General features: G+C 57.2%; 17 protein-coding genes. 5 read left to right on the plus strand and 12 right to left on the minus strand.

The window, feature by feature from the left end:
* Positions 1 to 205 precede the first annotated feature (205 nt).
* Together msrP and ACWIUF_RS08035 are read right to left on the minus strand one after the other, a co-directional pair.
* A complete protein-coding gene (msrP, locus tag ACWIUF_RS08030) occupies positions 206 to 1,213 on the minus strand; it encodes a protein-methionine-sulfoxide reductase catalytic subunit MsrP (protein ID WP_448571768.1) in 1,008 nt (335 codons plus the stop codon).
* Positions 1,204 to 2,313 (minus strand): tetratricopeptide repeat protein, encoded by a 1,110-nt coding sequence (locus ACWIUF_RS08035; RefSeq protein ID WP_448571769.1) that lies wholly within the window; start codon positions 2,311 to 2,313, stop codon positions 1,204 to 1,206. The genes msrP and ACWIUF_RS08035 overlap by 10 nt, the downstream gene beginning before the upstream one ends.
* Before the next feature lie 604 nt (positions 2,314 to 2,917).
* On the opposite strand from ACWIUF_RS08035, the gene ACWIUF_RS08040 reads away from it, so the two are divergent.
* Positions 2,918 to 5,401: a protein phosphatase 2C domain-containing protein gene (locus ACWIUF_RS08040; protein ID WP_448571770.1), complete on the plus strand. Its 2,484-nt coding sequence runs from the start codon at positions 2,918 to 2,920 to the stop codon at positions 5,399 to 5,401.
* Here ACWIUF_RS08040 and ACWIUF_RS08045 read toward each other — a convergent pair.
* Positions 5,343 to 7,487, minus strand: a complete 2,145-nt coding sequence (locus tag ACWIUF_RS08045) for a polyribonucleotide nucleotidyltransferase (RefSeq protein WP_448571771.1) — start codon at positions 7,485 to 7,487, stop codon at positions 5,343 to 5,345. The two genes, ACWIUF_RS08040 and ACWIUF_RS08045, sit on opposite strands and share 59 nt — an antisense overlap.
* Before the next feature lie 497 nt (positions 7,488 to 7,984).
* Between ACWIUF_RS08045 and acsF the strand changes: the two genes are divergently transcribed.
* Positions 7,985 to 9,058 (plus strand): magnesium-protoporphyrin IX monomethyl ester (oxidative) cyclase, encoded by a 1,074-nt coding sequence (gene acsF / locus ACWIUF_RS08050; protein WP_448571772.1) that lies wholly within the window; start codon positions 7,985 to 7,987, stop codon positions 9,056 to 9,058.
* Between the two features lie 239 nt (positions 9,059 to 9,297).
* Here the strand turns inward: acsF and ACWIUF_RS08055 are convergent, their stop codons facing one another.
* From ACWIUF_RS08055 to ACWIUF_RS08070, 4 genes are all read right to left on the minus strand, one after another.
* Positions 9,298 to 9,936 carry a Vat family streptogramin A O-acetyltransferase gene (locus ACWIUF_RS08055; protein WP_448571773.1) on the minus strand — a complete coding sequence of 213 codons (639 nt, stop codon included), beginning with the start codon at positions 9,934 to 9,936 and terminating at the stop codon, positions 9,298 to 9,300.
* 91 nt (positions 9,937 to 10,027) lie between these two features.
* Positions 10,028 to 11,053 carry a zinc-dependent alcohol dehydrogenase gene (locus ACWIUF_RS08060; protein ID WP_448571774.1) on the minus strand — a complete coding sequence of 342 codons (1,026 nt, stop codon included), beginning with the start codon at positions 11,051 to 11,053 and terminating at the stop codon, positions 10,028 to 10,030.
* 97 nt (positions 11,054 to 11,150) lie between these two features.
* On the minus strand, positions 11,151 to 11,999 hold the full coding sequence (locus ACWIUF_RS08065; protein WP_448571775.1) for a hypothetical protein: 849 nt from the start codon (positions 11,997 to 11,999) through the stop codon (positions 11,151 to 11,153).
* 66 nt (positions 12,000 to 12,065) lie between these two features.
* Positions 12,066 to 12,215, minus strand: coding sequence for a hypothetical protein (locus ACWIUF_RS08070; protein WP_448571776.1), 150 nt, complete (start codon positions 12,213 to 12,215; stop codon positions 12,066 to 12,068).
* A 181-nt stretch (positions 12,216 to 12,396) separates the two neighbouring features.
* Here ACWIUF_RS08070 and ACWIUF_RS08075 point away from each other — a divergent pair, with 181 nt between their 5' ends.
* From ACWIUF_RS08075 to ACWIUF_RS08085, 3 genes are all read left to right on the plus strand, one after another.
* The gene (locus ACWIUF_RS08075; RefSeq protein WP_448571777.1) at positions 12,397 to 13,449 is read left to right on the plus strand and encodes an o-succinylbenzoate synthase; all 1,053 of its coding nucleotides are present in this window, start codon (positions 12,397 to 12,399) and stop codon (positions 13,447 to 13,449) included.
* 33 nt (positions 13,450 to 13,482) lie between these two features.
* A complete protein-coding gene (locus ACWIUF_RS08080; protein WP_448571790.1) occupies positions 13,483 to 13,686 on the plus strand; it encodes an ATP-binding protein in 204 nt (67 codons plus the stop codon).
* Positions 13,687 to 13,755: 69 nt separating this feature from the next.
* Positions 13,756 to 14,262 carry an RNA-binding domain-containing protein gene (locus tag ACWIUF_RS08085; protein WP_448571791.1) on the plus strand — a complete coding sequence of 169 codons (507 nt, stop codon included), beginning with the start codon at positions 13,756 to 13,758 and terminating at the stop codon, positions 14,260 to 14,262.
* A gap of 145 nt (positions 14,263 to 14,407) precedes the next feature.
* On the opposite strand, the gene ACWIUF_RS08090 is transcribed toward ACWIUF_RS08085, so the two are convergent.
* The 5 genes from ACWIUF_RS08090 to ACWIUF_RS08110 form a co-directional block, all read right to left on the minus strand.
* Positions 14,408 to 15,490, minus strand: coding sequence for a hypothetical protein (locus tag ACWIUF_RS08090; protein ID WP_448571778.1), 1,083 nt, complete (start codon positions 15,488 to 15,490; stop codon positions 14,408 to 14,410).
* Between the two features lie 139 nt (positions 15,491 to 15,629).
* The gene (gene nth, locus ACWIUF_RS08095; protein ID WP_448571779.1) at positions 15,630 to 16,319 is read right to left on the minus strand and encodes an endonuclease III; all 690 of its coding nucleotides are present in this window, start codon (positions 16,317 to 16,319) and stop codon (positions 15,630 to 15,632) included.
* Between the two features lie 67 nt (positions 16,320 to 16,386).
* Complete coding sequence (gene rseP / locus ACWIUF_RS08100) at positions 16,387 to 17,526, minus strand: RIP metalloprotease RseP (protein WP_448571780.1); 1,140 nt, start codon at positions 17,524 to 17,526, stop codon at positions 16,387 to 16,389.
* A 123-nt stretch (positions 17,527 to 17,649) separates the two neighbouring features.
* On the minus strand, positions 17,650 to 23,295 hold the full coding sequence (locus ACWIUF_RS08105; RefSeq protein WP_448571781.1) for a response regulator: 5,646 nt from the start codon (positions 23,293 to 23,295) through the stop codon (positions 17,650 to 17,652).
* A gap of 196 nt (positions 23,296 to 23,491) precedes the next feature.
* Positions 23,492 to 26,437 carry a methyl-accepting chemotaxis protein gene (locus ACWIUF_RS08110; protein WP_448571782.1) on the minus strand — a complete coding sequence of 982 codons (2,946 nt, stop codon included), beginning with the start codon at positions 26,435 to 26,437 and terminating at the stop codon, positions 23,492 to 23,494.
* Between the last annotated feature and the right edge of the window lie 45 nt (positions 26,438 to 26,482).

Here is a 26,482-nt window from a genome sequence, read left to right on the forward strand (position 1 = left end):
GTCAGGGGCGGGCTGATGCCCGTAGGGATCGCGTTGCGAATCGCGCGTCATAGGTCGTTTGGGGCAAAAAACCGAATTAGGAAAGCTGGGTTAACGAGGTGGGGGTGGCCAAGTTGGTTTGATCAAACCCCTTGGCAGCTCGCGAAGGGCCATCTGAGGATGCTGGGAATTTGGACTTATCCTACTCTGCTCTCTGGGTAATCTGCTACCCACCCGTTTCAGCGTACAAGCTGCTCACCCAGTCGGCATAGCCGTTATACAACAGCGTCGGGCGCTCTTCCCAACTCAGACCCGGCCCGGTTGAAATAAATCGCTCGGTTTTCTGGGACCAGCGGGGATGGGGAACATCCGGCTCCACATTGGCTAAGAAGCCGTATTCATGCGGTTGTACCGTATGCCAAAATGTTTTTGGCTCCGTCTCGACAAACTCAATCTTAACGATCGCCTTGGCCCCCTTAAAGCCATACTTCCAGGGCAGCACCATCCGAATGGGTGCACCGTGCTGTTTGGGTAACCGCTTACCGTATAACCCAACCGCAAAAAAGGCTAACTCATTCGCCATTTCCTCAATGCGTAACCCCTCCGTATAGGGCCAGGGGTAGAACGACGAAAACAGACCCACCACGACCTGGGGATCATAGAACGAGGTAAAGCGCACAAACTTAGCGGCGGGTGTCGGCTCCACCTGGGCTAAGAGGGCACGCATCGGGAACCCTAACCAGGGCAATACCATCGACCACGCCTCCACACACCGAAACCGGTAGACCCGTTCTTCGAGGGGGAAATCGTGCAGCAACGCTTCCAGGGTATAGGTACGCGGATATTTCACCAATCCCGTCACCTCGACTGACCAGGGATCGGTGGGCAGCTTTTGCGCCGCCGGCCACACGGACTTGCCACTGCCGAATTCGTAGTAGTTGTTGTATTGCCCTGCGAGTTCCCGATCGGTCACAGGACGATCGACCGAAGCAAACTGAGGATTAACTGTATACGGCTCCAGGCTGGGGGTCGTTAGGGTTGTCGCTAATTCAGGATTGTCCACCAGTTGGGACAAAGCACCGCGCTGACACCCCGCGATCACCGGTAGACCCATCACCCCCAAACCCGTGCCCACGATCGCCCGGAGGATCTGGCGTCGGTTAACGTAGGCCGCCTCTGGGGTGACGGCCTGCGCTGGTAAATGCCAGCCCGGTGGGACACGAATCAGGGGCATTCTTCGGCGGCGTTATGGGTATCCGTCGGCCCCTGCCCATTGCGCTCCGCCTGGGGGGCTGCCGTCGCTGCGGTATCCGCATCCGGTGCCGCTGTTGCCCCGGCGGATTCGGAAGCGGCCTGATCCGCCGCCGCGATCAATTCCGGCTCCTTGAGAAATGCCTGGAACTGCTTCCGCCGCCGAATACTACTGAAATGGGCATCTCCAGCAGCTTGATCCCGGTAGTCGTCATCTCCCCACCGCAACGCCTCCCGCAGGCAGGCGATCGCCTGATCTACCTGGCGTTGATGGGCATAGCAACTGGCGAGGGCATACCAGACATCCGCCTGCTCTGGCCGTAGGGCTAGGGCCTCCTGATAGCTGCTGATCGCTTCGTTATAGTGCCGTGCTTGCCGCAGGGTGTGACCGCGCCGGTACCAACTCCAGAAGTCACCGGGCCGAATTTCGAGGGCACGATCGTAGCTGGCAACGGCTTCCGCATGGCGCTCGGCATGGCGCAGTACGTTGGCACGGCGATACCAGGCCCAATAGTCGTTGGGCCGTAGCTCGATCGCCCGATCGTAACTGTCGATCGCCGCCTCAAAGCGTTGCAAGTGATCCAGGCAATTCCCCCGCTGATACCAGGCCCAATAATCGTTGGGGCGCTCCGTAATGGCATTGCTGTAGCTATCGACCGCTTCTTCATAGCGCTCCAGATCTTCCAGAACGCTGCCCCGGTGGTACCAAGCCCAATAGTTGGCAGCATCCAGTTCCAGGGCGCGATCGTAGCTAGCGATCGCGGCTTCCAGGTCGCGTGCCCGCCGTTGCACATCCCCTTGGTGGGACCAGTGGGCCGCTTGGGCAGCAATATCCACCTCGGCGTCCTTCGGCGTAGCGGCTACAACCGGATCTAGACTCGCCAATTCCAGCGCCACCTTGCCATTAGGGCTACGGTCAACACGGGTAGAGTCGCGTTGGGTTTCCGCCAGCGAATCCTCTAGGTTGGAACTATCCAGATGAGTACTGTCCAGGTTGGAACTATCCATTTCGGTGCCATTCTGAATGGGTGGCGTTTCTGCCAGTGGCGGTGTGGCTTTAAGACGAGAATTTTTGGTCGGCATAGCAAGTGATGGTGTCGTTAACGGCTAATAATGAGACTAATCTTCACCTTGAGTATAAAAAGTGAAGTAATTATGCAAGATTTCTTTTAGTTAATTCTTAATTCTTAATCACGTCTAGAGCAGGTTTTAGGATACCCAACGGTCTGCCTGTGGTCCGATGACCAGTGCCGCGTCAAGCCTAACATGCGTGTTATCGATCGGCTTAGCCTGTTCGTGCAATGCCTCCCTAGGAGCAACGGATCAATCCCGGTTACCCTAAGAGCGCTGTTGCCGGATCTTAGCGCCGATCGACAATCCTACAGCTTACGGCTGATAGAGGACTCGCCCAATCGCGGCATCGCTCTTGACTTTAGCCGGAGGGAAGATGTTTCTGACTGTACAACGCTATAGAAATTTGGCGGGAAAATTGTAACGTTTCTTGTCCAATTGGCGGCCAATTTGCCCAGCTTTAGCACACATTCCCCCCCACTTTACGGAAGAAGTCCGTCGGGAAGGGAGCACCGCTGCGCTAGCAGGTCGGGCTTCTGTTAACTTAACAAAATGGCATCAATGGCATCAATGGCATCAATGGCATCGCGGAAGAATACCCTCGTCAGTTTTGGGCATGGATAAGGCTGCAATTAACATTTCCTGTGTAAACCCCCAGTGTCAGGCACTGAACCCGGTTGATCACTCCTTCTGTCAACGGTGCCAAACCCCTCTGGTCAAGCGGTATCTTTGGGCATTGGACTCGGTGGTGGCTAGTTATGCACCAGGGGCGATCCTGGGCGATCGCTATGTCCACATTCAGGGGCAGGTGGTACTCGATACCCAGCCGCACCGCTTGCCTGCGATGCCGCCTGAGATCTCGAACGAGCTGGCTGCCTACCTCAGTCTGATTCCTTGGCGATTACACATCCCCCAACCCTATGGGTTGCTCTATTTGCCGGAAAAAACGATGCAGGCGATCGTTTTGCTTGAGCAAGCCCCCCTGGATCAGAGCCAGTTAGTTGTCCCAGCGGCGGCGGGTTCCGGTTCGCCCTTGCTGCCTTCCCTACGGGAGGCTTGGCCCCGGGCTTCGGCCCTGCGCCAATTAAACTGGCTGTGGCAGATAGCCCGACTTTGGTCGCCGCTCCAGCGGGAGGGGGTGGTCTCCAGCCTCCTTGATCCGGATTTAGTGCGGGTTGAAGGTCCCTGGGTGCGGTTACTGGAACTTAAGTTCGATGCCACTGCAAAGTCCCTCGACGATCGCGATCAGCCCGCGTCATCCCCTAACCTGGTACAGTTGGGCCACTGTTGGCAGGCATGGTTAACAGATACCCATACCCAACCCGTCCTGCGCCCCTTCCTCTCCTATCTGTGGGAGCAATTGCAGCAACAGCAGGTGCCCAATGCGGACTACCTGGCCCTTTGGCTGGACCAAGCCCTGTTTCAATACTATCAACTGTATCGTGAGGCCCTGGAAAAGCAGGGGGTGCTTGAGCGATCGGTGCAAATTGCTACCCAAACCGATCGGGGTCCTAGTCGTGAGCGCAATGAGGATGCTTGCTATCCACCCGCCACTTCCCCAGGCAAAGTGAAGGGGCAAACCCAGTTGCCGCTGGCGATCGTCTGTGATGGCTTGGGGGGCCATGAGGGGGGGAGTGTAGCTTCGGGATTGGCGATCGCCACCTTGCCAGCTCGGATCATGCAACTGCCCCTGAACCGACCGCTCTGGAACCCGCAACGGTTAGCGACCGGTCTGGAGCAGGCGGTCTATGCGGCCAATGACGCCATTAACCAGCGTAATAATGATGAACACCGCCAGGAACGGCAACGGATGGGGACAACCCTGGTGATGGCCCTCGCGAATCACCATGAGGTGTATGTTGCCCATGTGGGGGATAGCCGCCTGTACTGGATGACCCGCCAGGGGTGTCATCAAATCACCCTCGATGATGATATTGCCTCGCGGGATGTGCGTTTGGGGTATTGCCTCTACCGCGAGTCGATCCAGGGGTCAATCAGTGGTGCCCTGGTTCAGGCGGTGGGGATGGGACCCGCCCAGCAGTTGTTCCCGACGGTCGATCGCTGGGTGATTGATGAGGATTGTGTATTACTCCTGTGCTCCGATGGCCTGAGTGATAACGATCGGGTGGAGCAGTTTTGGCAAACGGAAGTGTTGCCAGTGTTGACGGAACGCCGGGATCTGGCCACGGTGAGTCAGCGGCTAGTGGCCCTCGCCAACCATTGGAATGGGCATGATAATGTGACAGTGGCCCTGATGGCCTACCAGGTGGCGCAAATGCCAGCGGTGGCGGTGGATGCCCAAACTCTCCTGGCTCGCCTGACCCCCGCGCCGAGTTTGCCGGATGCCCCCACCCAACTGGAGGCAGAGAGTTTGGTGGCCTTGGCAGAAACGGTCACACCGAGTATTCGCACGGAAATCCTTGGCGCACCGCCAAGCGAGCGCGGGCGATCGCCGTTACGTCTAGGGGTATGGTTGGGCGGGATGGCCCTCGTCCTGGGGCTAGGCGGATTATGGCTATGGCACAGCCTTGGGGTATCCCCGTGGGGAAGGGTGATCCCAACCGCTACGCCTGCGTCGCCTGAACCAACCTCTGTCCCCCTCAATCCGGCTCCCACGGTCCCTAGCCCGACGCCGAGCGATCGTCTATCCCCGGCGGTGACGGTGACGATCGGGCAAATAGTGACCCTGCAAACCGCGCTGCTCCTCTGGCCCACCCCTGATCCCACCCTGGCGGTCACAACTGCTGCCGATATGGCCCAACAACTGCCACGGGGAAGCCAACTCCTCCTCCTCCGGCAACAGACATTGCCACCCGATCAAACGTGGGTCCAGGTGCGGGTGTGTGGGTTACCCGATACCTCAGCGGTAGGGGCAGGAACGGCAACGCCCCTTGTCCCGATCGCCACCGTCCAAGTTGGCGAACAGGGTTGGCTGCGATTGATGGCCGACCAACACCCCTGGGAGGGGATAACCGGGTTGCCCAGGCACTTGGACCCAGGGTGCACCCCCTCTTCTGCACCAACGGCGGAACCGAGGGGGGCTACTGACTTGCCTGCCGTGCCGCTGCCGCCTCGTCGGGGTGAATCCCCAAACGGGTAAGGTTAACGCGACCACGGGAATCAATTTCCCGGATCTTGACCACGACTTCATCACCGACGGCCACTTCATCTTCGACTTTACCAACGCGGTAGTCGGCCAGTTGCGAGATGTGGATCATGCCTTCCTTGCCGGGGAGTAGCTCGACAAAGGCCCCGATCGGGATAATCCGGGTCACCCGTCCGGCATAGACATCGCCTGTATTGAGCTTGCGGGTAAGGCCCTGAATAATACTGCGGGCTTTCTTGGCCTTTTCACCATCGGTGGCGGAGATCATTACCGTGCCGTCGTCTTCGATGTCGATCTTGGCCCCGGTACTTTCGGTAATGCCCTTCACCGTCTTGCCGCCAGGACCGATGAGCAAACCGATCATGTCAGGGTCAATCTTGAGGGTGAGCAGGCGCGGCGCGAAGGGCGACAGGTGCGGCTTGGGCTGATCGATCGTCTTCAGCATTTGTTCCAGGATATGCAGCCGGGCCGGACGCGCTTGACGGATGGCCTCGGCGATCGTGGCGACGGGTAGCCCCTGAATTTTCATGTCCATTTGCAGGGCGGTTACCCCCGTATCGGTCCCCGCCACCTTGAAGTCCATGTCGCCCAAGAAATCTTCAATGCTCTGGATATCGGTGAGAATTCGCACCTCATCGCCTTCTTTGATCAGGCCCATTGCGGTGCCGCTTACGGGCTTAGAGATCGGTACCCCCGCATCCATCAGCGCCAGGGTGGAACCACACACCGATCCCATTGAAGTGGAACCATCGGAGGACAACACTTCCGACACCACCCGAATCACGTAGGGAAAATCCGCCTTGGGGGGCAGGACCGGCACCAGGGCACGTTCCGCCAGGGCACCGTGGCCGATTTCCCGCCGACCGGGCGATCGCATGGGGCGTACCTCCCCAACCGAGAAGGGTGGGAAGTTGTAGTGGTGTAGGTAGCGTTTTTGTTCGTCGGGGTGGAGATCGTCCAGTTCCTGGGCGTCGCCAGCGGTACCCAAGGTGGCCAGAGACATCACTTGGGTGAGGCCCCGGTTAAAGAGGCCACTCCCGTGTACCCGGCTTGGCAGGATACCCACTCGGCACGAGATGGGCCGCACCTCATCCAACTTGCGACCATCCACCCGCACGCCTGCTTCTATGACCTGCCGCCGCATGATCTCCTTGGTCAGGTTTTTGAATACTTGGCTGAGGGCCTTGGGATCGGCTGTGGTGATCGCCTGGACCGGATCAGTCTCAGGCAATTCGGCGATCGCCGCTGCCACTTTGTCCTTAATTTCATCCAGAGCCGCATCGCGGACGTGCTTATCGGTTTCAAACCGAGCCAAAACAGCCTGAATCGATTCGCTGGCGCGATCGCGTACAAAGGTGTCTAGGGTGAGATCGCGGACGGGTGGTTCCGGAACGACCGGTTCAATTCCCAATTCCGTCAGCAGGTCCCGTTGGGCCTGGATTAGCTCTAGGGCGGTTTCGTGGCCAAAGTCGATCGCTTCGATGATGTCTTGCTCGGGGAGTTGGTTTGCGCCAGCCTCAACCATGATGACCCCTGCCGGGGAACTGGCGACGATGAGATCTAAATCCCCGATTTCAATTTCGCGATAGGTGGGGTTGATGATAAAGTCATCCCCGACCAGACCCACCCGTACCGCTGCCATTGGCCCGTAGAAGGGAATGCCTGCCAGTAATGTGGCGATCGAAGCCCCGGTGGCAGCCAGCACATCGGGGGGCACCCTCTCATCCATTGAGAGGGTCGTGGCGACAATTTGAATATCATCCCGCAACCAACTGGGGAAGAGGGGACGGATGGGGCGATCGATCAGCCGCCCAGTGAGAATCGCCTTCTCGGGGGGTTTGCCCTCGCGCCGCAGGAAGCCGCCGGGAATGCGTCCAGCCGCGTAAAGTCGTTCTTCGTAGTCCACTACCAGTGGTAGAAAATCAATCCCTTCTCGCGACCCTGCGCGGGTTGCCGTGACCAAAACGGCTGTATCGCCCGACTGTACTAGAACTGAACCGCCTGCTTGGGGTGCAAGCAAGCCGACCAGGAGCCGAATATCCCTGCCATCAAAGGATATCGACTTCTCAATTTCTTTCATGCCTTACGTTTCCTTCTTCTTACGTCGTCTATTTACAACTTCTTCGGTATCTGTGGCAATCCTAACATTGATGCTCCAGGACTGCCGCACGGGGTCGGCGCGATCGCGATCGGCATGGGCTAAACTGGAGCACTGGGAATTTCAAATCCGTATCGGGCCACCCCCCGGCCCCTCATGCTGGACTCTATGGGGATGCCGCTGCCGTCCGCTAGGGGTGGGTGAGCCGGCCTAACCCAGGGCAGGGGTTGACCGCCCGGTTTTCCAAGCGGGGATGATGCGCCCATCCATCATTACTAGTAGCTCGAACAGTAAGTTCTGCAACGTTCGTAGTGCTGGCTTTAGCCGGCAACGACTAAAGTCGTTACTACCAACGTTGCAAAACGGTATGTTTACTGTACTAGTTATTAATGCCCCCTTGACAGTCGTCCAGCGAGTCCTAAAGATAGTATCTATAACTAACCAGTTATGAAGCTATTTAGCTAGAAAGCGGAGTTTCTATGGTCAACGTTCTGTCTACACCAGAGCCAGCGTCCCTGCCGGTGCAAAAGGCCACCATGCGGGAGTCGGTGCTCACGCCTCGGTTCTACATCACCGACTTTGAGGCAGCGGCGACCCTCGACCTCTCGGCCCAGGAACAGGAATTGCGGGCGATGCTCACGGAGATGCGGGCCGACTATAACCGTCACCATTTTGTGCGGGATGACAGCTTCCAGCAGTCGTGGGATCATCTGAGTGCGGACGATCGCCAAGCCTTCATCGACTATCTAGAGCGCTCCTGTGTGTCGGAGTTTTCCGGTTTCCTCTTGTTTAAGGAACTCTCGCGTCGCATCAAGGCTCAGAATCCATTGCTGGCGGAAATTTTCCACCTGATGGCACGGGATGAGGCCCGCCATGCCGGGTTTCTGAATAAGACGATGGCGGATTTTAATATCTCGTTGGACTTGGCCAAGCTGACCAAGAATCGTACCTATACCTTTTTCCCCATTCCCTGGGTGTTGTACACGGTTTACCTGTCGGAAAAGATTGGCTACTGGCGCTATATCATTATTTATCGCCACCTGGAGAAGCATCCCGAAAACCAGTTCCATCCCCTGTTCAAGTATTTTGAAAGTTGGTGCCAGGATGAAAACCGCCACGGTGATATTTTCAAGGCATTGCTACGATCGCAGCCGGACCTCTGGCAAACCTGGCAATCGCGCCTGTGGAGTCGTTTCTTCCTGCTGTCAGTTTTTGCCACCCATAGCTTGACAGTGCATGAGCGGGCTAATTTCTATTACAGCTTGGGTCTTGATCCCACCGAATTCGATCGCCAGGTGATTCGCGAGACCAACAATACCTCTGCCCGTGCCTTTCCGACGATTTTGGATGTGGATCATCCCGAATTCTTCCCTCGGATGAAGCGCTGTGCCGAACGGAACCTTAAGATTCAGGCCATTGAAGCGGGTGACAAACCTGCCCCGATCAAGTTCCTCCAAAAGTTACCGCTGATCCTGGGTATCCTCGGCGATTTAGTCAAACTGTATTTTATCAAGCCGATCGATGCCGAAGCCCTGCGGGGAGCCGTCCATTAGCAAGTATTCTGCAACAATCCCGAAGGCACAAAGATCACCCTAAGCCTCGGCTGGGCTTGGCTTTGTGATCTTTGTGTCTTAGGGGGGGATTGAAAAGTCCAGAAACCAGCCGTTTTGGCGACTGAAGTCGCCAAAACAAACGCCAAGCACCCCTTAGGATAGCCAAACGTCGAGGTTCGTAGTCGTGGTTTTAACCGCGATCGCCCTTTTAAAACATCTTCTTAGGGGTTTTCTAGCGGTTAGCAACAAGATCGGAGAGCGCCAATATCTGCACCCACGATCGCCTCCAGGTTACGGCTAATTTTAGCAACATCCCAGTGCCACCAAGCAATCTCTAGTAATTGCGCAATTGTTTCCTCAGCAAATCGATAGCGTAAGATCTGGGCCGGATTCCCCCCCACGATCGCGTAGGCCGGAACATCCTTCGTCACTACTGACTTTGCCGCCACAATGGCACCATCCCCAATCGCTACACCTGGCATGATCACCGACTCATATCCCAGCCACACATCATTACCAATCACCGTATCCCCTTTCATCACCGCCCCTTCATCTGCCGCAGCAACCCGTTCCCAGCCATGACTAAAAATGAAGAAGGGATAGGTAGAAAACCCGGCCATTGAGTGATTCGCGCCATTCATAATGAACTTCACTCCCCTGGCGATCGCGCAAAATTTCCCAATCATCAGTTTGTCACCAATAAATGGGAAGTGATACAACACATTGCGCTCAAAGTTTTCCGAATCCTCTGGATCATCGTAGTAGGTGTAATCACCAATAATGATGTTGGGATTGTTAACAGTATTTTTGATAAAACAAATCTGGGGAAATCCTGCCATCGGGTGCAGGGTACGGGGATCAGGACCTTGCGCATTCATACGGATACCTTGGGAACAATGGGGGCGATTCTCCTGGAGAGACGCTATGCGAACGGGCCGACCAGGAGACCAGCCGATTACCGTTTTCTTTTTACGGACGAATGGCCACCTTTATGACCTGACGTTGTTGCATGGCGGTGAAGACAGCCGCTAAGTCCGTTAAGGGGCGTGTGTCACTCAGCAGGTGCTCAAAGGCGATCGTGCGACTGGCCAGCAGGGCAAGGGCTTGCCGTACATAGCTAGGGGTATTGTGGAAAACCCCCTTGAGGGTTAGTTCGCTATAGTGCAGGCGTTCCGTATCGACCTGAATTTGGGTGTTGCGCGGGCAGCCCCCGAACAGGTTGACGGTTGCACCGGGACGGGCACAGGCGATCGCCTGCTCCCAAGTGGCTGGCACCCCCGTCGCCTCGACCACAATATCAGCCCCTCGCCCCTCGGTAAAGCTTTGCACCCAGGCCACCCGATCTGGCTGCTGGTGATAATTCAGGGTGCGCACCGCCCCCAGGGTGTGCCCAATCGCCAAACGCGGGTCATGGCCGCCGACTAGGGAAACCACCGCCCCCTGTTGGGCCAGGACAGCGACAAACATCAGACCAATGGCGCCATCCCCCAGGACAAGCACCTGATCGCCCGGTTGGGTATTGGAGCGGGCCGCCCCGTGCAGGACACAAGCCAGGGGTTCGGTGAGGGCCGCCAGGGCGTCGGGCAGGTCCGGGGGAATGGGTAAGAGGTTGTGGCGGACGATCGCTGCGGGGAGCTTGAGATATTCGGCAAAGGTGCCGTTATTAAACAGTAGGTTAGCGCAGAGGGAAAACGCCTGACGCTGGCAATAAAAGCACTGCATACACGGGGCAGAATTATTCGCCACGACCCGATCGCCGATCCGCCAGCCAGAGACCCCGGCCCCGATCGCCACAATTTCTCCCGCCGCCTCATGGCCAAAGGGAACCGGGGGTTTAAGCATCTTGGCATGGCCCCCCCGCCGCCACACCTTGAGATCCGTGCCACAGGTGGTTGCTGTTGTTACCCGGATCACCACTTCCCCTGCCGCTGGGGTGGGATCGGGGAGGGTTTCCAACCGTAAGTCTTCCTGACCGTATAGAACTGCCGCTAACAAAATGTATCTCCCTGTGATCGTTGCTGGCCGATCTTGTCCGATCGCGATCACGTCGCATCAGCGCCAGATGGGGTATCCCACCTTATAAGCTGAACCATCATAAACCGGACCATCGTACCTTATAGGCAATTTCTTCGATGGGCAAGCGATCGCAATCCCAATCAGAATACCGAAGTTGTAGGCGTTGTTCACCGGCATATTCGACCAGGCGACCGCTATACAACTTAGCCTCCGTACCCAGGCTTTGGATGCGGACCTTGCCATTAAAGACCGTTGCACGGGCCAGATAAATCACCAGATCATCACGGGAAGGACGGTTAACCGTCGTACTGGCCGTTAGGTGAGCTAATCCCCGTTCATCCATTTCTTGCGCTAGGGCCATCGCCGTATTCCGCACCCCACGAATGGCGACAATATTGGCCGCAACGGCCATCGTGATGTTAACGCCTTCGTCAGTTAGGATCGCGTTGTTAGAGAGGAAGTGAAAGTTACGCTCGCCGAGATCACTCCGAATCCGACGATGAATTAAATTATCGGGATGGTAGTTCGTTAGGGTACCCACGATCGCGCCGCAGGCATCACGGGGTTCGCGCCAGGGCGACTCACGGGTTTTGCCGTAAACCTGTTGACCATTTTCGCGTAAGCGTCCGACGTGGGTTTTCAGGTCGATCGCGACGAGGGAAATGGACTGGGGATTGCCGTCATAGACGCGCCGCTTGAGGGGTTCGTCCAACTCATGGGCCACGGTGACGTGGGCGAGGGTGGCCCCATTGTCCGTGCCGCCCCCGGCGGGGAAGAAGGCTTCTAACTTGAGTTCGCCAATTTCCGAGAGGGTGGCAAATCGCGAGGCGACCACATCCCGGTAGCGCTTGGTCGCTTCGCCCTGGTGGATGCGATCGCCGCAGTTGGTATAGGCCAACGTTGTGACGACGCTGGGTAAGCTCATATCCGCCCCGCATGCTTTCATGTCCGTTGGGCCGGAAGCGGCCAGTTGCAGTTCATCCCGCAGAATTTATAAGCCATTGATCAATGTATAGCGATCGCTGACAATCTCGTTCAGATAGTTGTGGTAGGCGTTGCGTTCCATACCAAAACTGGCGGCCAGTTGCCAGAATTTCTCGACCCGCGCTTCGGTGGGGGCAGCATCAAAGGGCAAAACCATACAAAACCATAGCGATTGTCTAAATGGTGTCGGGGGGAAGAGCGGGCGAGTGGGAAACAGCTCCTTCAGGAACGATCATGGCAGGCTGACCAGAAGAGACACCTAATGGGGCTTTACCCCCATATTGATCTGGGCTAGCTCAGTGCTCCCGATTATAGTGCGGATTATGGAGGGTAGAGTTATGTACCATGCTACTTTTCGACCCTATCGTCGCCTGTTTTCACCGCCGCTCCAAACCCACCACGGGGCTTGGCCGGTGCGAGAAGGCATGGTTGTGCGGTTGATAGATGCTTCCCCAACGGTGATGTTGCCCAATTCTCCAGTGGGGACACGAGGCGATTCTCCAAGGGCGACGCTACGCGATCGCGCCAGGGTGGGCTGGGGGGAAATTGCACCGATTCCCTGGTTTGGGAGTGAATCTTTTCAACAAGCTTGGGCCTTTTGCCAACAGTTGCCCCCTGTGTTGCCCGATATCCCGGATCTCGTGATTCCTGCTGAGTTAACTGCCTGTCAATTTGGCTTGGAAACAGCCTGGTTAGCCCTGGTTAATCCGGGACCGCCCTTACCGCCGGAGGCCGATCGCCCCTCTACCCTCTGTGGCCTTTTGCCCACGGGGGCCGCCGCGTTAACGGGTTGGCCAGCGGTTTATCATCAGGGGTACCGGACGTTGAAATGGAAAATCGGGGTGGCGGCGATCGCTCAGGAAATCGCTCTTTTTCAAGAACTACTGACCCAATTACCCGCAGAGATTACTCTTCGTTTAGATGCGAATGGTGGTTTGACTAGGGATGAGGCAGTTGCGTGGTTAAAGGTCTGCGATCGCGTGCCCGATCGGGTGGAATTTCTGGAACAACCGTTGCCCCCGACCCAGTTGGCCGAGATGATCAGCCTCAGTCAGCAGTTTGCGACGCCTTTAGCGCTGGATGAATCGGTGGCAACTTTGGCCCAATTGGAGGATTGCTATCAACAGGGTTGGCGGGGAATTTATGTGATTAAACCCGCGATCGCGGGATCACCCCGTGCCTTACAACACCGCTGTCAGGACTATGGGTTGGATACGGTGTTTTCCTCGGTGTTTGAAACGGCGATCGCGCGTCATGCGGCGCTCCGGCTGGCCTATCAACTCTCCCCGACGCCTCGTCGTCCGGGTTTTGGCACGGGCCACTGGTTTGATGAGACGGATAGGCTTCAGGGGGCTGATGCTGAACAGATTTGGGATTTGTTAGCTGGGTAGAGGGCTGAATGTTTTAGGGGTGGTATACGCCAGATAGAAGCCTCTTCCCCAGACAAAAAGGACTGGATCTTCCAACCCCTCAATACAATCTCTCCCGAAGAAAAAGGTAGCGGCCTAGGTTTATTCATTGCCCGTAAAACCCTTCAAAAAATGGGAGGCTATATCCGCGAAGTTGGCGAACCTGGTAGAGGGGCGAGATTCCAAATCTATATTCCTTATCCGGATCAAGTGATTTAGCGAGGGACTATCCTGAATCGCTGGGGTAACCGACCCAATCAACAGTGGTTTGAAGCAAACCGGGCCACCCTGGAAGCCCAATACTGGGGGCAATGGATCGCGATCGTAAACCAAACTGTCATCGAAAACGCGGATACTGAAAGTGAACTTCTCAATCGTCTGGAAGAGCGTAAACTGCGACGATTTACCACCACCATTCAAAGCATTGGTGATCTACGGCCAATTCCCGAATTAATTGCCCTCGGTGAGAGCGATCGCCTGGAATTCAAAACCACCCTACAATGGGATATCCGAGAAAATCAACAGAATAAAGGCTTGCAACACAGTAACTTGAAAACCATTGCCGCCTTTCTCAACACCGATGGGGGAACTTTACTCATTGGCGTTGAAGACAACGGCAACCTTTATGGCTTAGAGAAAGAGCTACAATGCTTTAAGAACCCATCCCTAGATCAATTTGAGCGCCACCTTCTCCAACTTATCGAAAGTAATATTGGTAAACGATTTCTACCCTTGGTTAAGGTTCATTTTGCCAAGCTGGAAGACAAAGATATCTGTGGCGTTTATGTTAGGTAGTCTGATAAAAAAGCATTCCTGAAATCAGAGAAAGGGATCGATCTTTACGTGCGCACGGGTAACGCCACACGATCGCTAACAGTACCCGATATTTACGACTTTCTGTAAGGGACCGTTACAACCCAAGCGTCAAGCAACGATCGCCCTACCCTCCGCAAGCTTCCGCCTGCCCCGACACACTCAAATCATACTGATAGACGGCTGCTCCCCCCAACGATCGCGGTTGGGCTAACACGGCACTGCGGGCCGCTGCATTCAGATCCGGGTGACCCAAATCAATCACTGGCCCCGCAATCACCTGCCCCTGGGCATCCGTTTCCAGCGTTGTATATCCCGTTTGGGCCGCGATCGGGCAAGCACTGGCTGGATAGGGAACAATCACCGTCACTGGGGGAGCGGTAACCGGAACTGGGGATACGGCTACTGGTTGCGTTTCAACCGCGTAATCAGGACTGGCCGTTGGGGCGTCCGGGGCTGGGGTCACGGTATCGCCCCCATTATGGGGTGTGGCAACCTCAAGATCCGCACGGGCCACCGTTAGCGGCCCCCCTAGATCACTGGCCCGGCCACTGCTTGGCCCGTCAGCCATCCCAGCTTCAGTTACCGTGGGAGGCGTACTTGCCCCAGGGTTAGGGGAATCAGGATGAGGAGCCGTTGCCCCAGCCGTTGGCGTTGCCTCAGATCCCTCACCGGCCCCCTCACCCAACCCGTTGTCTAAGTCATCACCACTAATGATTACTGTTCGCTCAACCGCACCCGATCGCGATTGGGGCGGGCCAACGGTCATCTGGGCCGGAGCCGGAGGGGCGTACCAGTCCAACGGCATTATCGGCGGTGGGGCGGGCAAGCCAGTAAAGGCATTAGCGGGGAAGGGCACGGGCAGGGGGGCCAGTTGGGGCAATCCCGGTAGACTAGGCAGGCCCGAAAAAAGGCTACGGGCGTCGGGGGGCGCGGCTGGCGGTGTGATCGGGGCTTGCCCAAATAGCTGGGAAAGATCCAGTGGGGCCGGGTTAGCGTTGGGCAACTGGGCCGCCTCTTCTGGTGTTAGTTCAATCACGCCCACGGGTCGCTGGACGATCGCCGTCGAGAAGCTGTTATTCGCCAGCCATGAGGGTAGGGCCAGTAATAAAATCGCATGGATACCGATCGAGGTGAGGGTTGCTGGCGAGAGGGATTGGCCCAGCAAATAGGGTAAGCGACTGAACCTGACCAGAAAACCCGTGTGCATAGCCCCCTCCTCTAGAATCAATGTGCCACTTTGAGCTGGTTACGCCTCCTACCGTCCACTGTAACCAGATTTATCGCGAAATCACGCCCGATCGTCCTAAATCCCCCAACAAAGCCTACCTAACCTGTGGCAAGAATGATCAAACCTGCATGGGACCTGGAATCTGGGGACGGCGGCTCACCGTCGCGGCGGGGCAAAGATCGGCGAGTTCACAGCGATCGCAGGCGGGATTGCGGGCCATACAAACCGCACGACCGTGGTAGATCAGGCGAATCGACCAGTTTTCCCAGTCCGGTTGGGGCAGCAGGTGCATTAACTCCTGCTCAATCCGCAGGGGATCGGTCTTGTCGGTCAACCCTAACCGTTGGCTCAGCCGTTTCACATGGGTATCCACCGTAACGCCCATATTGATGCCATAGCCATGTGCGAGTACAACATTCGCCGTCTTCCGGGCTACACCGGGCAGTTGCAACAGGTCTTCCATCAGCTTGGGGACTTGACCGTGGAAGCGATCGACAATCATTTGGCAGGCCGCCCGAATATTTTTGGCCTTATTGCGATAAAAGCCCGTCGATCGCACCAGATTTTCCAATTCCCCCAGGTCCGCATTGGCGAGGGCGAGGGCATCGGGGAAACGGGCAAAGAGGGCCGGGGTCACCTGATTCACCCGCTCATCGGTGCATTGGGCCGACAGCATGGTGGCCACTAATAACTGCACAATACTTTCGTACTTGAGAGTACAGGTAGCGTCTGGGTATAGGCGCTTAAGACGCACCAAAATCTCCAGCGCCCGTTGGCTTCTCTGGGCATGTTTGCGGCTAATACTCATCAACGGCGACTCATGGGCGAGCAATAAATGGGGACAGGAATTGCCTGGGCTACCTACGACGAAATCGCTATTGAAATAGCCGCTGCACCCATTCCAACTGGGCCGTATCCCGCACAATCAAAAATACCCCCAGCCCCAACAACAGGACCAGTCCCGTTTGCATGACTCCTTCCTGGACCCCCGTTGGCAGGGGCTTACCCCGTACTCCTTCCACCAACAACAAGAGTAATTGCCCGCCATCGAGGGCGGGTAGGGGCAGGATATTGATAATGGCCAGGTTAATGCTAATAAAAGCCGCAAAGGTGAAGAGACTTAGGGCATCGGCTTGGGCAATATTGGCCCCCATTTCCACAATCTTCACTGGCCCCGATACCTGACCTGCCGTATCCCGGAAGTGGGTAATCAGCAGCCCTAGGCCCTGAATGATTTGCTCAATGATATTTTGGAACTCGGTGGCCGCCAGGGTAAACAATTCGATCGGGTGATGGGGACGACGGTAAATGGGCATCCCATTGGGGAAAAGTTGCACCCCAATGCGGCCTTTGCCATCACTCCCTCGCGTTGGGGTAACCGTTACGGACAGTTGTTCCTCCCCCCGCTGCAAGGTTAGGTGCAGGGGTTGGCCGGGATGATCCTGAATCAAGCCCATGAGTGTGGGGATGGCGGTTTTGGACGCAGCTAGGGGTTGCCCCTCGACTGCCAGGACAATATCCCCGGCCTTGATACCTGCTTGAGCTGCCGGGGACGTTTCAGCCATGACTTGGGGGATCACCACCCCAGGTTGATAACGAATGCCATCGGGAATACCCACAATCCCCAGTTGACTCACCAGCAGGCAGTAGGCAAACACCAGGTTGGCGATCACGCCCGCACTAATCACGATCGCCCGATCCCACAGGGGCCGATTTTGCAAGAGGTTGGGATCATCGGCGGGGATGTCGGAGTCGGGGTCCTCATCCGGAAAACCGACAAATCCCCCCAGGGGGATTGCCCGCAGCGCATATTCGGTTTCGGGTCCCTGGTAACGCCAGAGCACGGGGCCAAAGCCGATCGAGAACTTACTGACCCGAATCCCCTGGCTACGGGCAGCCAGGAAGTGCCCCAGTTCATGCACCACGATCAAAATGGCTAAAACGCCGATCGCGCCAACATAGGCGAGGCCGTTGGCCCCGGCCCCCGCTGTCCCACTGACTGCCAAAACCGACATATTAAGATTTCACTCAAGTTGGTTACGTTTCTTTGGCTATTGTAGTCTGAGGTTAACTGAGTGTTGACGGAGTATCCGGGGGGCCTTAGGGGTTCCCTGCGGGTCGTCCCCTACGCTGATCGCCTAAGCCCCCGTCGCCACCAATACCTCACCCTTGAGCATCCGCGATGCCGCATCCAATAATGCTTCTTCCAGATAGGGCTTGGTAAAGTACCCACTGGCTCCCAGTTGGATGGCCATTTGTCGGTGACGATCGGCCCCCCGTGAGGTAAGCATGGCGATCGGAATTTGGCTGAGGTGGGGGTCTTTTTGCAGCCGCGAGAGCAATTCCAACCCATCCATTCGGGGCATTTCAATATCGCAGAAGACGAGATCGCAGGGCAGGCCCGATCGCAGTTTTTCCCAAGCCTCCTGCCCGTCGCGGGCTTGCTCTACCCGGTAACCCGACTTGGTAAAGGTCATGGATAGCAATTCGCGGACCGTGATCGAGTCGTCTACGATCAACACCGTGGGTTCGGTGGTCGTCGCTTCGATCTCCACAGGTGGCGGCTGTTGCTGCTCCCACATGCTGCTGGTGCCACCGCGCATCCGGCCCATCGCGAGGTCAATTAACTCCAAGACATCTGCGATCGGCATAATGCGGCCATCCCCCATGACCGTCGCCCCGGCAATACCGATGGGTTTGGGAACGGGGCCTTCCAGTTGCTTAATCACAATTTCCCGCTCACCCTCTACCTGGTCAACCTGGAGGGCCACAAAGTTACTGGCACTGCGCAGAACTACCACGGAGATGATGTCATCGTCGAGGGTTCCCCCACCGTAGATACTGCCCCGCCCCATTTGGCGGTTGTACTTGAGTAGATCGGCGAGGGGACGGAAGGGCAGCAGCGTATCCCGCCAGAGAATGCAGGTTTGGCCCTCTTCGTTGGTTTGCACCCGATCCCTGGGGACATCGAGCATATCTTCCACCCCGTCCATCGGGAAGGCAATGCGGGTACGGTTGCTCAAGCACAGCAGCGCCTTGGAAATACTGAGGGTCAGCGGTAGCCGAATCGTAAAGGTTGTGCCTTTGCCCAGGGTAGAGTCGGTGGTGATCGCGCCGCGAATTTCGCTCAGGCTGGTCCGTACCACGTCCATGCCCACGCCCCGCCCCGCAAAATCATCCGCTTTGTCCTTAGTGCTAAACCCGGGTAGGAACAGCAGATCATAGGCATCCAGCCGACTCATGGTCTGGGCCTCTTGGGGGGTAATCAATCCCTTCTCAATCCCCTTGCGTTTGACCCGATCGGCGTCAATCCCGGCCCCATCATCGGCGATCGCAATCACGGTTTGGTTACCGGTGTGGAAGGCCCGAATGCTGATCCGCCCCTTGGGGGGCTTGCCTGCTGCGGTCCGTTCCGCTGGGGTCTCAATGCCGTGGGTAATGGCGTTATTGACTAGGTGGGTGAGGGGATCGTACAACTGCTCCAGGATCATCTTGTCGATCAGTGTATCCCGCCCTTCAACTTGTAAATCTGCCTGTTTCCCACACTTGAGGGAAATATCCCGCACGGCCCGTGGCAGGCGATCGGCGGCTTGGGCAAAGGGCACCATGCGCGATCGGGTCAGGCTTTCTTGCAGTTGGGTTGTAATTTGGCGGAATTGTCGGGTGATCTGATCGGTTTCATCCCCCGTGAATTCAATATCCGAAGCGGACTCCCGCACCCGGACGATGAGTTCAATCATTTCCTGGGACAGGGTATGGAAGGCGGTAAAACGGTCCATTTCCAGGGCATCAAAGCTAACCCCCGTTGAATGGTCGCCGCTGCCGTTGCCGGTGTGGCTAGCCCCCGTTGTGGGGGCCTGGTGACCCTGACGGTGGGAGAGCAGTGAGGCTTCCAGCAGCGATCGCTCATAGAGATCCCGCATCCGCTGGCCCACATCGCTTAACTGCTGCACCTGGTAGAGCAGGTTGTCCAGGAATTGGCGCAGGCGTTCCTGGTTTTGCTCCAGGCTATTGCGGCTGACCACTAATTCCCCCACGAGGTTGCTGAGGCCGTCTAATTGCTTGACGGGTACCCGCATGGTTTGCTCGACCATTGCCCCCCGCCGCCGCCCGATCGGCGTCTGCACTCGGTTAGCCGCGACTGCTGGTCCGCCTAGGGTTTCGTCAGCCGCCTTCAGGAGCTTTTCTAGGTCGTCAAATTCGTCATCTTCTGCCTTGGGCGCTTTTGCCGCAGGCGCGGGGACCGCAGGGCTGGGGGCTTGGCTGACGCTCTGATCTTTACCGAGCAGGGATTCCAGGTCAGAAAAGTCGCTTGTTGCGGTTACCGGGGCGGTCACGGTTGCTGCTGCTTGGGGGGCTGGCGATGCTTCCGCTTCCAATAAGGCGTCCAGTTCTTCAAACGCTGCTGTTGGCTCCGTGTCAACGACTGCCATATCTTCTGCCAACAGGGCGTCCAACTCATCTAAGTCCTCTAATTCAGACGCTAACCCAGGTGTGAGTTCCGGTCCGAGTTCCAAGTCTGCTGCCGACCGATCAGCCGCCACTGCGATCGCGGCTGTCGCTGCTTCACCGCCCAAGTCACCCAGATCTAGGGTGTCCAATGCGAGGGATTCCAATTCCTGATCCAGGTCAGTGAAGTCCACATCAGCCGCTGCTCCATCACCAGCCGCATCGACCAGGAGATCAATCTGCTCCAACCCTAGGGTGGCGGCAATGTCTTCTCCCTCCCCAACCTCGCTGGAGGGTTCAATGTCAATCTCGGCTAACTCTAGCTCCTCGTCATGGGCAAAATCATCGAAAAGGTGTTCTGGAAATTCTTCCGTAGCGGCCTCTTCTGCCATCCTCTCGGTTGGCGGAGTTGCCACCCCTAGCTCTTCAGGTGCTACCTCCATCGCTTGATCAGGCACAAATGCCGAGGCGGACGGTTCCTGGGCCACTTCCCTTTCCCAGGTCTCATGATCATCCAAGGCTCCTAAGTTATCTAAATTATCCAGATCACCCAGATTATCTAGATCACCCAGATTGTCCAGATCACCCAGATTGTCCAGATCACCTAGGTTATCCCAATCCTCTAGAACACCAGCATCCCCCCCGACTTCTAGCAACTCGGTAATGACCGTCGCATCAGCTTCAGATAAGCCGCCCTCTGTCTGCTCGGCTAACGATTCGTCTAGCTCTGACTTCACAGCACTCGGCCAAGGTTGTTCGATTTCATCGACGGCAGTCTCAGCAGCCAGCGCTGCTGGTTCAGTGTCTAGAGCGATCGCTGGCGGGGGTTCTGGGGCCATTTCGGCTAGCCAATCCTCACTGGTCAATTCCGGTTCAGCCGCCGGGGGGGCGATCGCGGGTTCACCCCCAAAGAAGTCATCGATCTCTTCCGCCCAATTCGCAGGCAGTTCCGAGGTGATGGGCAGTGAGGGTTCGGCTGACGCCGTCTTATCCGCCTCACTGCTATCCGTTAGGGTGTCTTCCGTTGGGTCCGACAGGGTTCCGGTGGTGGGGGATGGGCGATCGTGCGTGGCCGTATCGGTCGCCTCAACTAGGGCGGCATTGGTTTCGGTGAGCAGCATTTCTTCTTCGCCAAACATCACCTCCCACGGATCAGTTACTAACTGACGTTGGGTAGTGGGAGGCACAAAGGCTTCCACGGCAGTCGCCAATTCCGATGTTGCCGGACTAGGGACATCTTCAAAACTGCCAAGGTCAAGGTCTGGTGCAGGGGGAGCGGCTTGCTCTAGCTCATCCATTGCTAGGGCTTCGGAGATGGCCTCTGCCTCTGGCCACTCGGTGTCTGGCCAGCCAGCTTCCGGATTATCCAGGTCCTCTCCACTGGCTGCGGTGATGGGGGCCGGGGTTGCCAGTAATTCTGCCCAATCCTCCAGATCTTCTGTCCCTTGGACCTCGGTGAGGCTAGCGGCGGTAGGTGATTCGGCGGTTTCATCAACGATCGCCTCCAGGAATTCCCCCAGGTCTGCCTCTAAGGCCGCCGTACTGATCTGGGTAGTTCCCGCCTCCGTGAGGGTCATCTCTTCCAATAAGGCGTCTAGATCAGCCTCCGCTTGGTCAACCGGGGCCTCACTGATGTCTGGCAGGCCGGCGGCGGGAACTGTTTCTGCGAGGGGTACGGGTGGTACTGCGGTTGGCGTAGCCGCCGCTTCGGTTGTGGTTTCAGTCACCGCTTCGAGGCTTGCCAAGAGATCCGGCTCAGCTACTGAGAAGTCGTCGAAAATTGCCTCTAGGCCTCGCAGGGCCGGATCGGTATCGTCTGCGGTAGGGGGGGGCGCTGGACCGCCGACATCCAATTCCGCCAGCAGCTCTTCAAAGTCCTCTAGAGAGGCATCCGTGGCGGCAGGGATTGTAGCCGTTTCTGCCTCCTGATCCGGGCTACCGTAAATCGATAACAAATCGTCAAAACTGTCGGTATCGCTCGACGCAACGGCTTGGCTTGACGATGGGGCGGCAGCGGGGCTGCCCGTATCAGCACCACTGTCATCGAGGAAATCCAGGAAGTCCAAGTCTTCAGTCACCAGGGTCCGTGGCTCTGCTGTGTCGGTGGCATGGGCCAGTAAATCCGTAAGATCGCCCGGTAAATCAGCCGTTGCCGACTCCGCCATCGCATTTGGCTCCTGGAACCCCAGCACTTCCTCCTCCCAACTGAGATCTAGGTCGGGGACCTCCCCTTCAAACAGATCGGCAAGGGAGTTGAGTTCGGCCATCCCCACCTCTGGCCCCATTTTGGCCCCTGCTTCGGGAGCGCCAGCGTTCCCCAGGGATGCGGCTAGGGCACGGGGGGCAGCGGCCTCGGTGACCGGAGTCGCCGCTGCTTCTGGGAGGGCCTCAAGCCCCAAGGAGGTGAGGACGGAGGGATCGGTTTCGGCGGTCGCTAGCCAGCTCTGCAAATCATCCTCGGTGGGAGGGGCGTAGCTCGCCTCGGCTGGGAGCAAGTCTTGCAAGGCTGGGCTAATGGCGATCGCGTCGGCCCTGCCTGAGAGGACTAGCTCTTGGGCTTGCTTCACTTCCCGAATGACGATCGAGGCTAGGGCACGGTGGGAATTATTGGGGTTGGCGATCGCCTGGGCGACTGCCCGAATCAGATTACACCAGGCATGAAGGGCAAACTGTTCCCCGGCTTGTTCGAGGCTCCGGCAAATCTCACGCAGTTGTTGACGGGCTGGGGCAGAGTGTTCCGGTTGCTTGAACATTTGCAACATCTCCCGCAGGCGCGTGGGGACATCACTACGAAAGATGAGTTGTAGAGCGCTGTCTTCCGGCGGACTGGCGGGCAGTTCGACCACCGCCGGGGTCGTGCTCGGGGGACGACTGGGGGGTGACGGCGCGGTGCGGTGTGGCCCGGTCGTACTCTCGGCGACCAGTTGATCCAGGTGTTGACCGAGGGATTGCAAGACCGGTTCAACGGTTGCAATAATTTGGCTGGCGTTGTCCTCCGTCAACCCCAAGGGGGTTTGCAATTCCTCCAGCAGGTCACTCAGGGCATCAAATCCTTTCAAGAACAAGGACTCTAGAGATTGATCAACCTGGATGGGATGTTCCTGGAGAACCTTGAAATAATCCTCTAGGCGGTGGGAAATTTTTTGGATACTGTCTAGCCCCAGCATGGCGGCTCCCCCCTTCACCGAGTGGGCAGCCCGGAAGAGTTCCTGAATGCCTTCGGGGTCGTCGATCGTGGTTTGCAGGGTCAGGAGGCCACGTTCGATGGTACTCAGGTGCTCCTTCGCCTCTTCGATGAAGTAGCCCATGATCCGTTGTTGCTGATCCGGCTGCATAGCAGTATCCCTAGTTCTTCATGTAGGCTGCGAGTGGTGGCTTCCCTGACCATCCCTGGTCATCCAATGGGTATCCCACGTTTATGGGGGGCAGTCAGCTTGGGGGTATCCCTAAGGGCGCTAACTGATGGCGCTAGGTATGGCGCTAACAGGTATGGCTCTAATGTACCCGATCCCATTTGAATCAGCATCATTCCTAGCGATCGGTCGCTTCGACGCGGAACCGCTCCACCGAGTTGAGCAGATCGCGGGCTACCCCCACCAGACTTTGCAGGGAGGCCGACACCCGCTGGGCTTCTTGGGAGGTTTCCTGGGCCGTTAGTTCCACCGATTGCATAACCTGGGAGACGGCCCGTGAGGTTTCGGTTTGCTCAACCGTGTCAGCCGTGATCGATCGCACTAGGGTATCAATGCGGTTGGACACCTGGATAATATCGTCGAGCGATCGCTTGGCTTGTTCTGCGAGTTTCGTCCCCTCAATGACCTGCTGGGTACCTTCTTCCATCGCGGTCATTACGGAACTGGTTTCTCCCTGAATCTGCAATACAATCTGCTCAATTTCCTTCGATGCCTTGGCGGCGCGATCGGCCAACTGGCGCACTTCATCCGCCACGATCGCGAACCCCCGCCCGGCTTCCCCCGCCCGTGCCGCTTCAATACTGGCGTTCAAAGCGAGTAAGTTTGTGCGCGAGGCAATTTGGGAAATCAAGGCCACGATCTTGGAGATTTCCTGGGAGGACTCGGCCAGCCGTTTCACCTTACGAGTGGTTTCTGCCACCGTTTCCCGAATCCGCAAAATCCCGGCCACCGTCCGTTCTACCGCTTCACCCCCCTTCCAGGCACTCGCCGAGGCCGATCGCGCCACATCTTCTGCCTCCCGGGCACTTTCCGCTACCCGTTGAATCGAGTCGGTCATCACCTGGACTGAGTTGAGGGTAACAGCTAGCTCTTCCGCTTGTCGCAGGGCGTCCGCCGACAGCCCCCGGGCAAACTGCTCGTTATCCGAGGCTCCCTTGGCCACCTGACGCGTGGCTTGCTTCACTTGGACGACGATTTCCCGTAGGTTTTGGATGGTGAGGTTAAACGAGTCAGCCACCGCCCCTAGTACGTCCGCCGTGACCTCGGCTTGAACGGTGAGATCGCCCCGTGCGGCTCCTTCCACGTCGTCGAGGAGTTTGATCACCTGGCGTTGCAGATCCTCCTTGGCCCGTTCCATTTCATCGGCCTTGCGTTGGGCTTCTGCGGTAACCGCTGTCATTGATTGCATCATCCGGTTAAAGCCCACGGCCAATTGTCCCCATTCATCCTCGGCATGGGGAACAGCCCTCGCATTCAGGTTGCCCTGGGTAACGGCCTCAAAGCGGGACTGTAAATCGGTGACCGATCGCTGGATTTGCTGATTCGCCACGCCATTGAGGAGGAGGGTGGTCGCCCCACTGGTAACCCCAGCTACCACCGCCATCAGCAACCCAGTGCGTTGCAACTGACCCACTACAGCGGGGTTGCGATCGGTCGCCTGATTGGCCGCGACATAACTGACGACCGCGACTGAGAGGAGGGAAACAATACCAGCGGCCCCTGCGGTAATCCAGCGCTTAGACGCCATCGGCGCATTGAGGAAGGGGGCTAACCAACCCTGTTCTGCGGCGGCCTCTTCCACTGCTTCCGGGGGAATCCCAAAGGCTGCTGCACCGTCGGCAGCGGCATCAAAGTTAAAATCCAGGTTTTCACCCGAGAAGGAAGTCGGGGGCTGGCGGAATCCAGAAGTCCGCACCGATCGCCGCCGCTCCGCCTCATCATTCAAGGAAAAATCTGAGTCCGTGGGAAACTCACCCGTCAGTTCGCCGGAAGTATCCGATAGATCAAAGTCGGGCAGGTTACCCACATCGTCAAAATCCTCAAAGTCATCTAAAAACCCAACCCCGCTTTGGCTACCCGCACTGCCCGTAGCGGGTGCCGTCGGCATCCCCTGGGCGTCCGTATCAAAGGCATCTTGACTGCCAATGGTTTGATCTTCAAACGCCGAGGCAAAGGCTTGGCCACCGTTATCGGTAGCCCCCGCAAAGGGATGCTCAAACTCATTCAGCCCAAAATCCTCCTCAAAGCTGAAGTCATCCTGGGCCGGTTGGTGCACAAAGGTATGATTGGCATTGAGACCAGACGCTTCAGCCGCCGCCGGGAAGGTCACTCCCTCACTATCCGGTGGGTTGAAGGCTGCCGTATCCAGGTCGGGCAGGAACATGGTGGCACTGTCCTCCGCCCGCGCGAAGCCAGGACCATCACCCAGGTTGGCGGGGGTGGCCCCCCCGGCCATATCCATATCTAGGGCATCCTCAAAGTTAAAGTCGGGCATCGCCCCCACCTCCCCCAGTTCGGCATCGGAGGAGAGTGCGGCAGGCAGCTCGAGGCCAAAGTCATCGGCTAAATCACTTTCCGGGAAGTTATCCTCAGCAAAAGTATTGGCCGCGAACGCGTTGTCCGCAAATTCATCTGTAAAGTCGCCTTCCGGAGTCGCAAAGTTAAAGGGAGATTCGGTTGTTTCCGCCCCGGAGAAATCGGTTTCAAACTCTTCATCGCTAAAGGGGTTGCTGGCAAAATCGGTCGTGACCCGTCCGCCTGCCCCTATCGACTCATCCACACTGCCAGCCGCAAAGGGATTCTCAAAGGGGTTGGCGGTTTCGGTTAGGTCCTCTCTGGCAAAATGGTTGTTATCCAGGGAGAAGTCGTCAAAGTTAAAGTCATCGTTGCTATCAAAGGCACTCCCTCGCTCTGGCAGGACTTCGGTTGCGCTGCTGCTGGCCGTTGTCTCTGATGCGACGGCACCATTATCGGCCCCTAGCCCCTCGGCATAGTCCGGGACACTCCCGCCAAATTCTTCCACATCCCCTAACCCTTGGTTGGCCAGGGTGACGTAGTCTGGATCGGTGGTCAAACTGAGGACGGCTTGATATTCCCTACGGGCAGTCTCATACTGCTGCAAGCCATAGCAATAAATATGGCCGCGCAGGAGGTGGGCGCTGAAATCGTCGGGCTGATGTTCGACGAGTTCATCAATAAAGCCCGCAGCCTCTTCATATTGTTGAGCAATATAGGCTGCTTGGGCTTTCTGATAAAGTTGCGAGTATCCTGTGCTTGACGCCATCGATGACTTCTCCTGCCGCTTTAAGTGTCCTGGGAATATCGGCAG

Source organism: Trichothermofontia sp., from assembly GCF_053493415.1.

Coding starts and splice junctions, on each gene's coding strand:
- ACWIUF_RS08040 (WP_448571770.1), top strand. CDS start 2,918: ATGGATAAGGCTGCAATTAACATTTCCTGTGTAAACCCCCAGTGTCAG.
- msrP (WP_448571768.1), bottom strand. CDS start 1,213: ATGCCCCTGATTCGTGTCCCACCGGGCTGGCATTTACCAGCGCAGGCC.
- acsF (WP_448571772.1), top strand. CDS start 7,985: ATGGTCAACGTTCTGTCTACACCAGAGCCAGCGTCCCTGCCGGTGCAA.
- rseP (WP_448571780.1), bottom strand. CDS start 17,526: ATGTCGGTTTTGGCAGTCAGTGGGACAGCGGGGGCCGGGGCCAACGGC.
- ACWIUF_RS08110 (WP_448571782.1), bottom strand. CDS start 26,437: ATGGCGTCAAGCACAGGATACTCGCAACTTTATCAGAAAGCCCAAGCA.
- ACWIUF_RS08070 (WP_448571776.1), bottom strand. CDS start 12,215: ATGGTTTTGCCCTTTGATGCTGCCCCCACCGAAGCGCGGGTCGAGAAA.
- ACWIUF_RS08105 (WP_448571781.1), bottom strand. CDS start 23,295: ATGCAGCCGGATCAGCAACAACGGATCATGGGCTACTTCATCGAAGAG.
- ACWIUF_RS08045 (WP_448571771.1), bottom strand. CDS start 7,487: ATGAAAGAAATTGAGAAGTCGATATCCTTTGATGGCAGGGATATTCGG.
- nth (WP_448571779.1), bottom strand. CDS start 16,319: ATGAGTATTAGCCGCAAACATGCCCAGAGAAGCCAACGGGCGCTGGAG.
- ACWIUF_RS08065 (WP_448571775.1), bottom strand. CDS start 11,999: ATGAGCTTACCCAGCGTCGTCACAACGTTGGCCTATACCAACTGCGGC.
- ACWIUF_RS08090 (WP_448571778.1), bottom strand. CDS start 15,490: ATGCACACGGGTTTTCTGGTCAGGTTCAGTCGCTTACCCTATTTGCTG.
- ACWIUF_RS08075 (WP_448571777.1), top strand. CDS start 12,397: ATGTACCATGCTACTTTTCGACCCTATCGTCGCCTGTTTTCACCGCCG.
- ACWIUF_RS08035 (WP_448571769.1), bottom strand. CDS start 2,313: ATGCCGACCAAAAATTCTCGTCTTAAAGCCACACCGCCACTGGCAGAA.
- ACWIUF_RS08055 (WP_448571773.1), bottom strand. CDS start 9,936: ATGAATGCGCAAGGTCCTGATCCCCGTACCCTGCACCCGATGGCAGGA.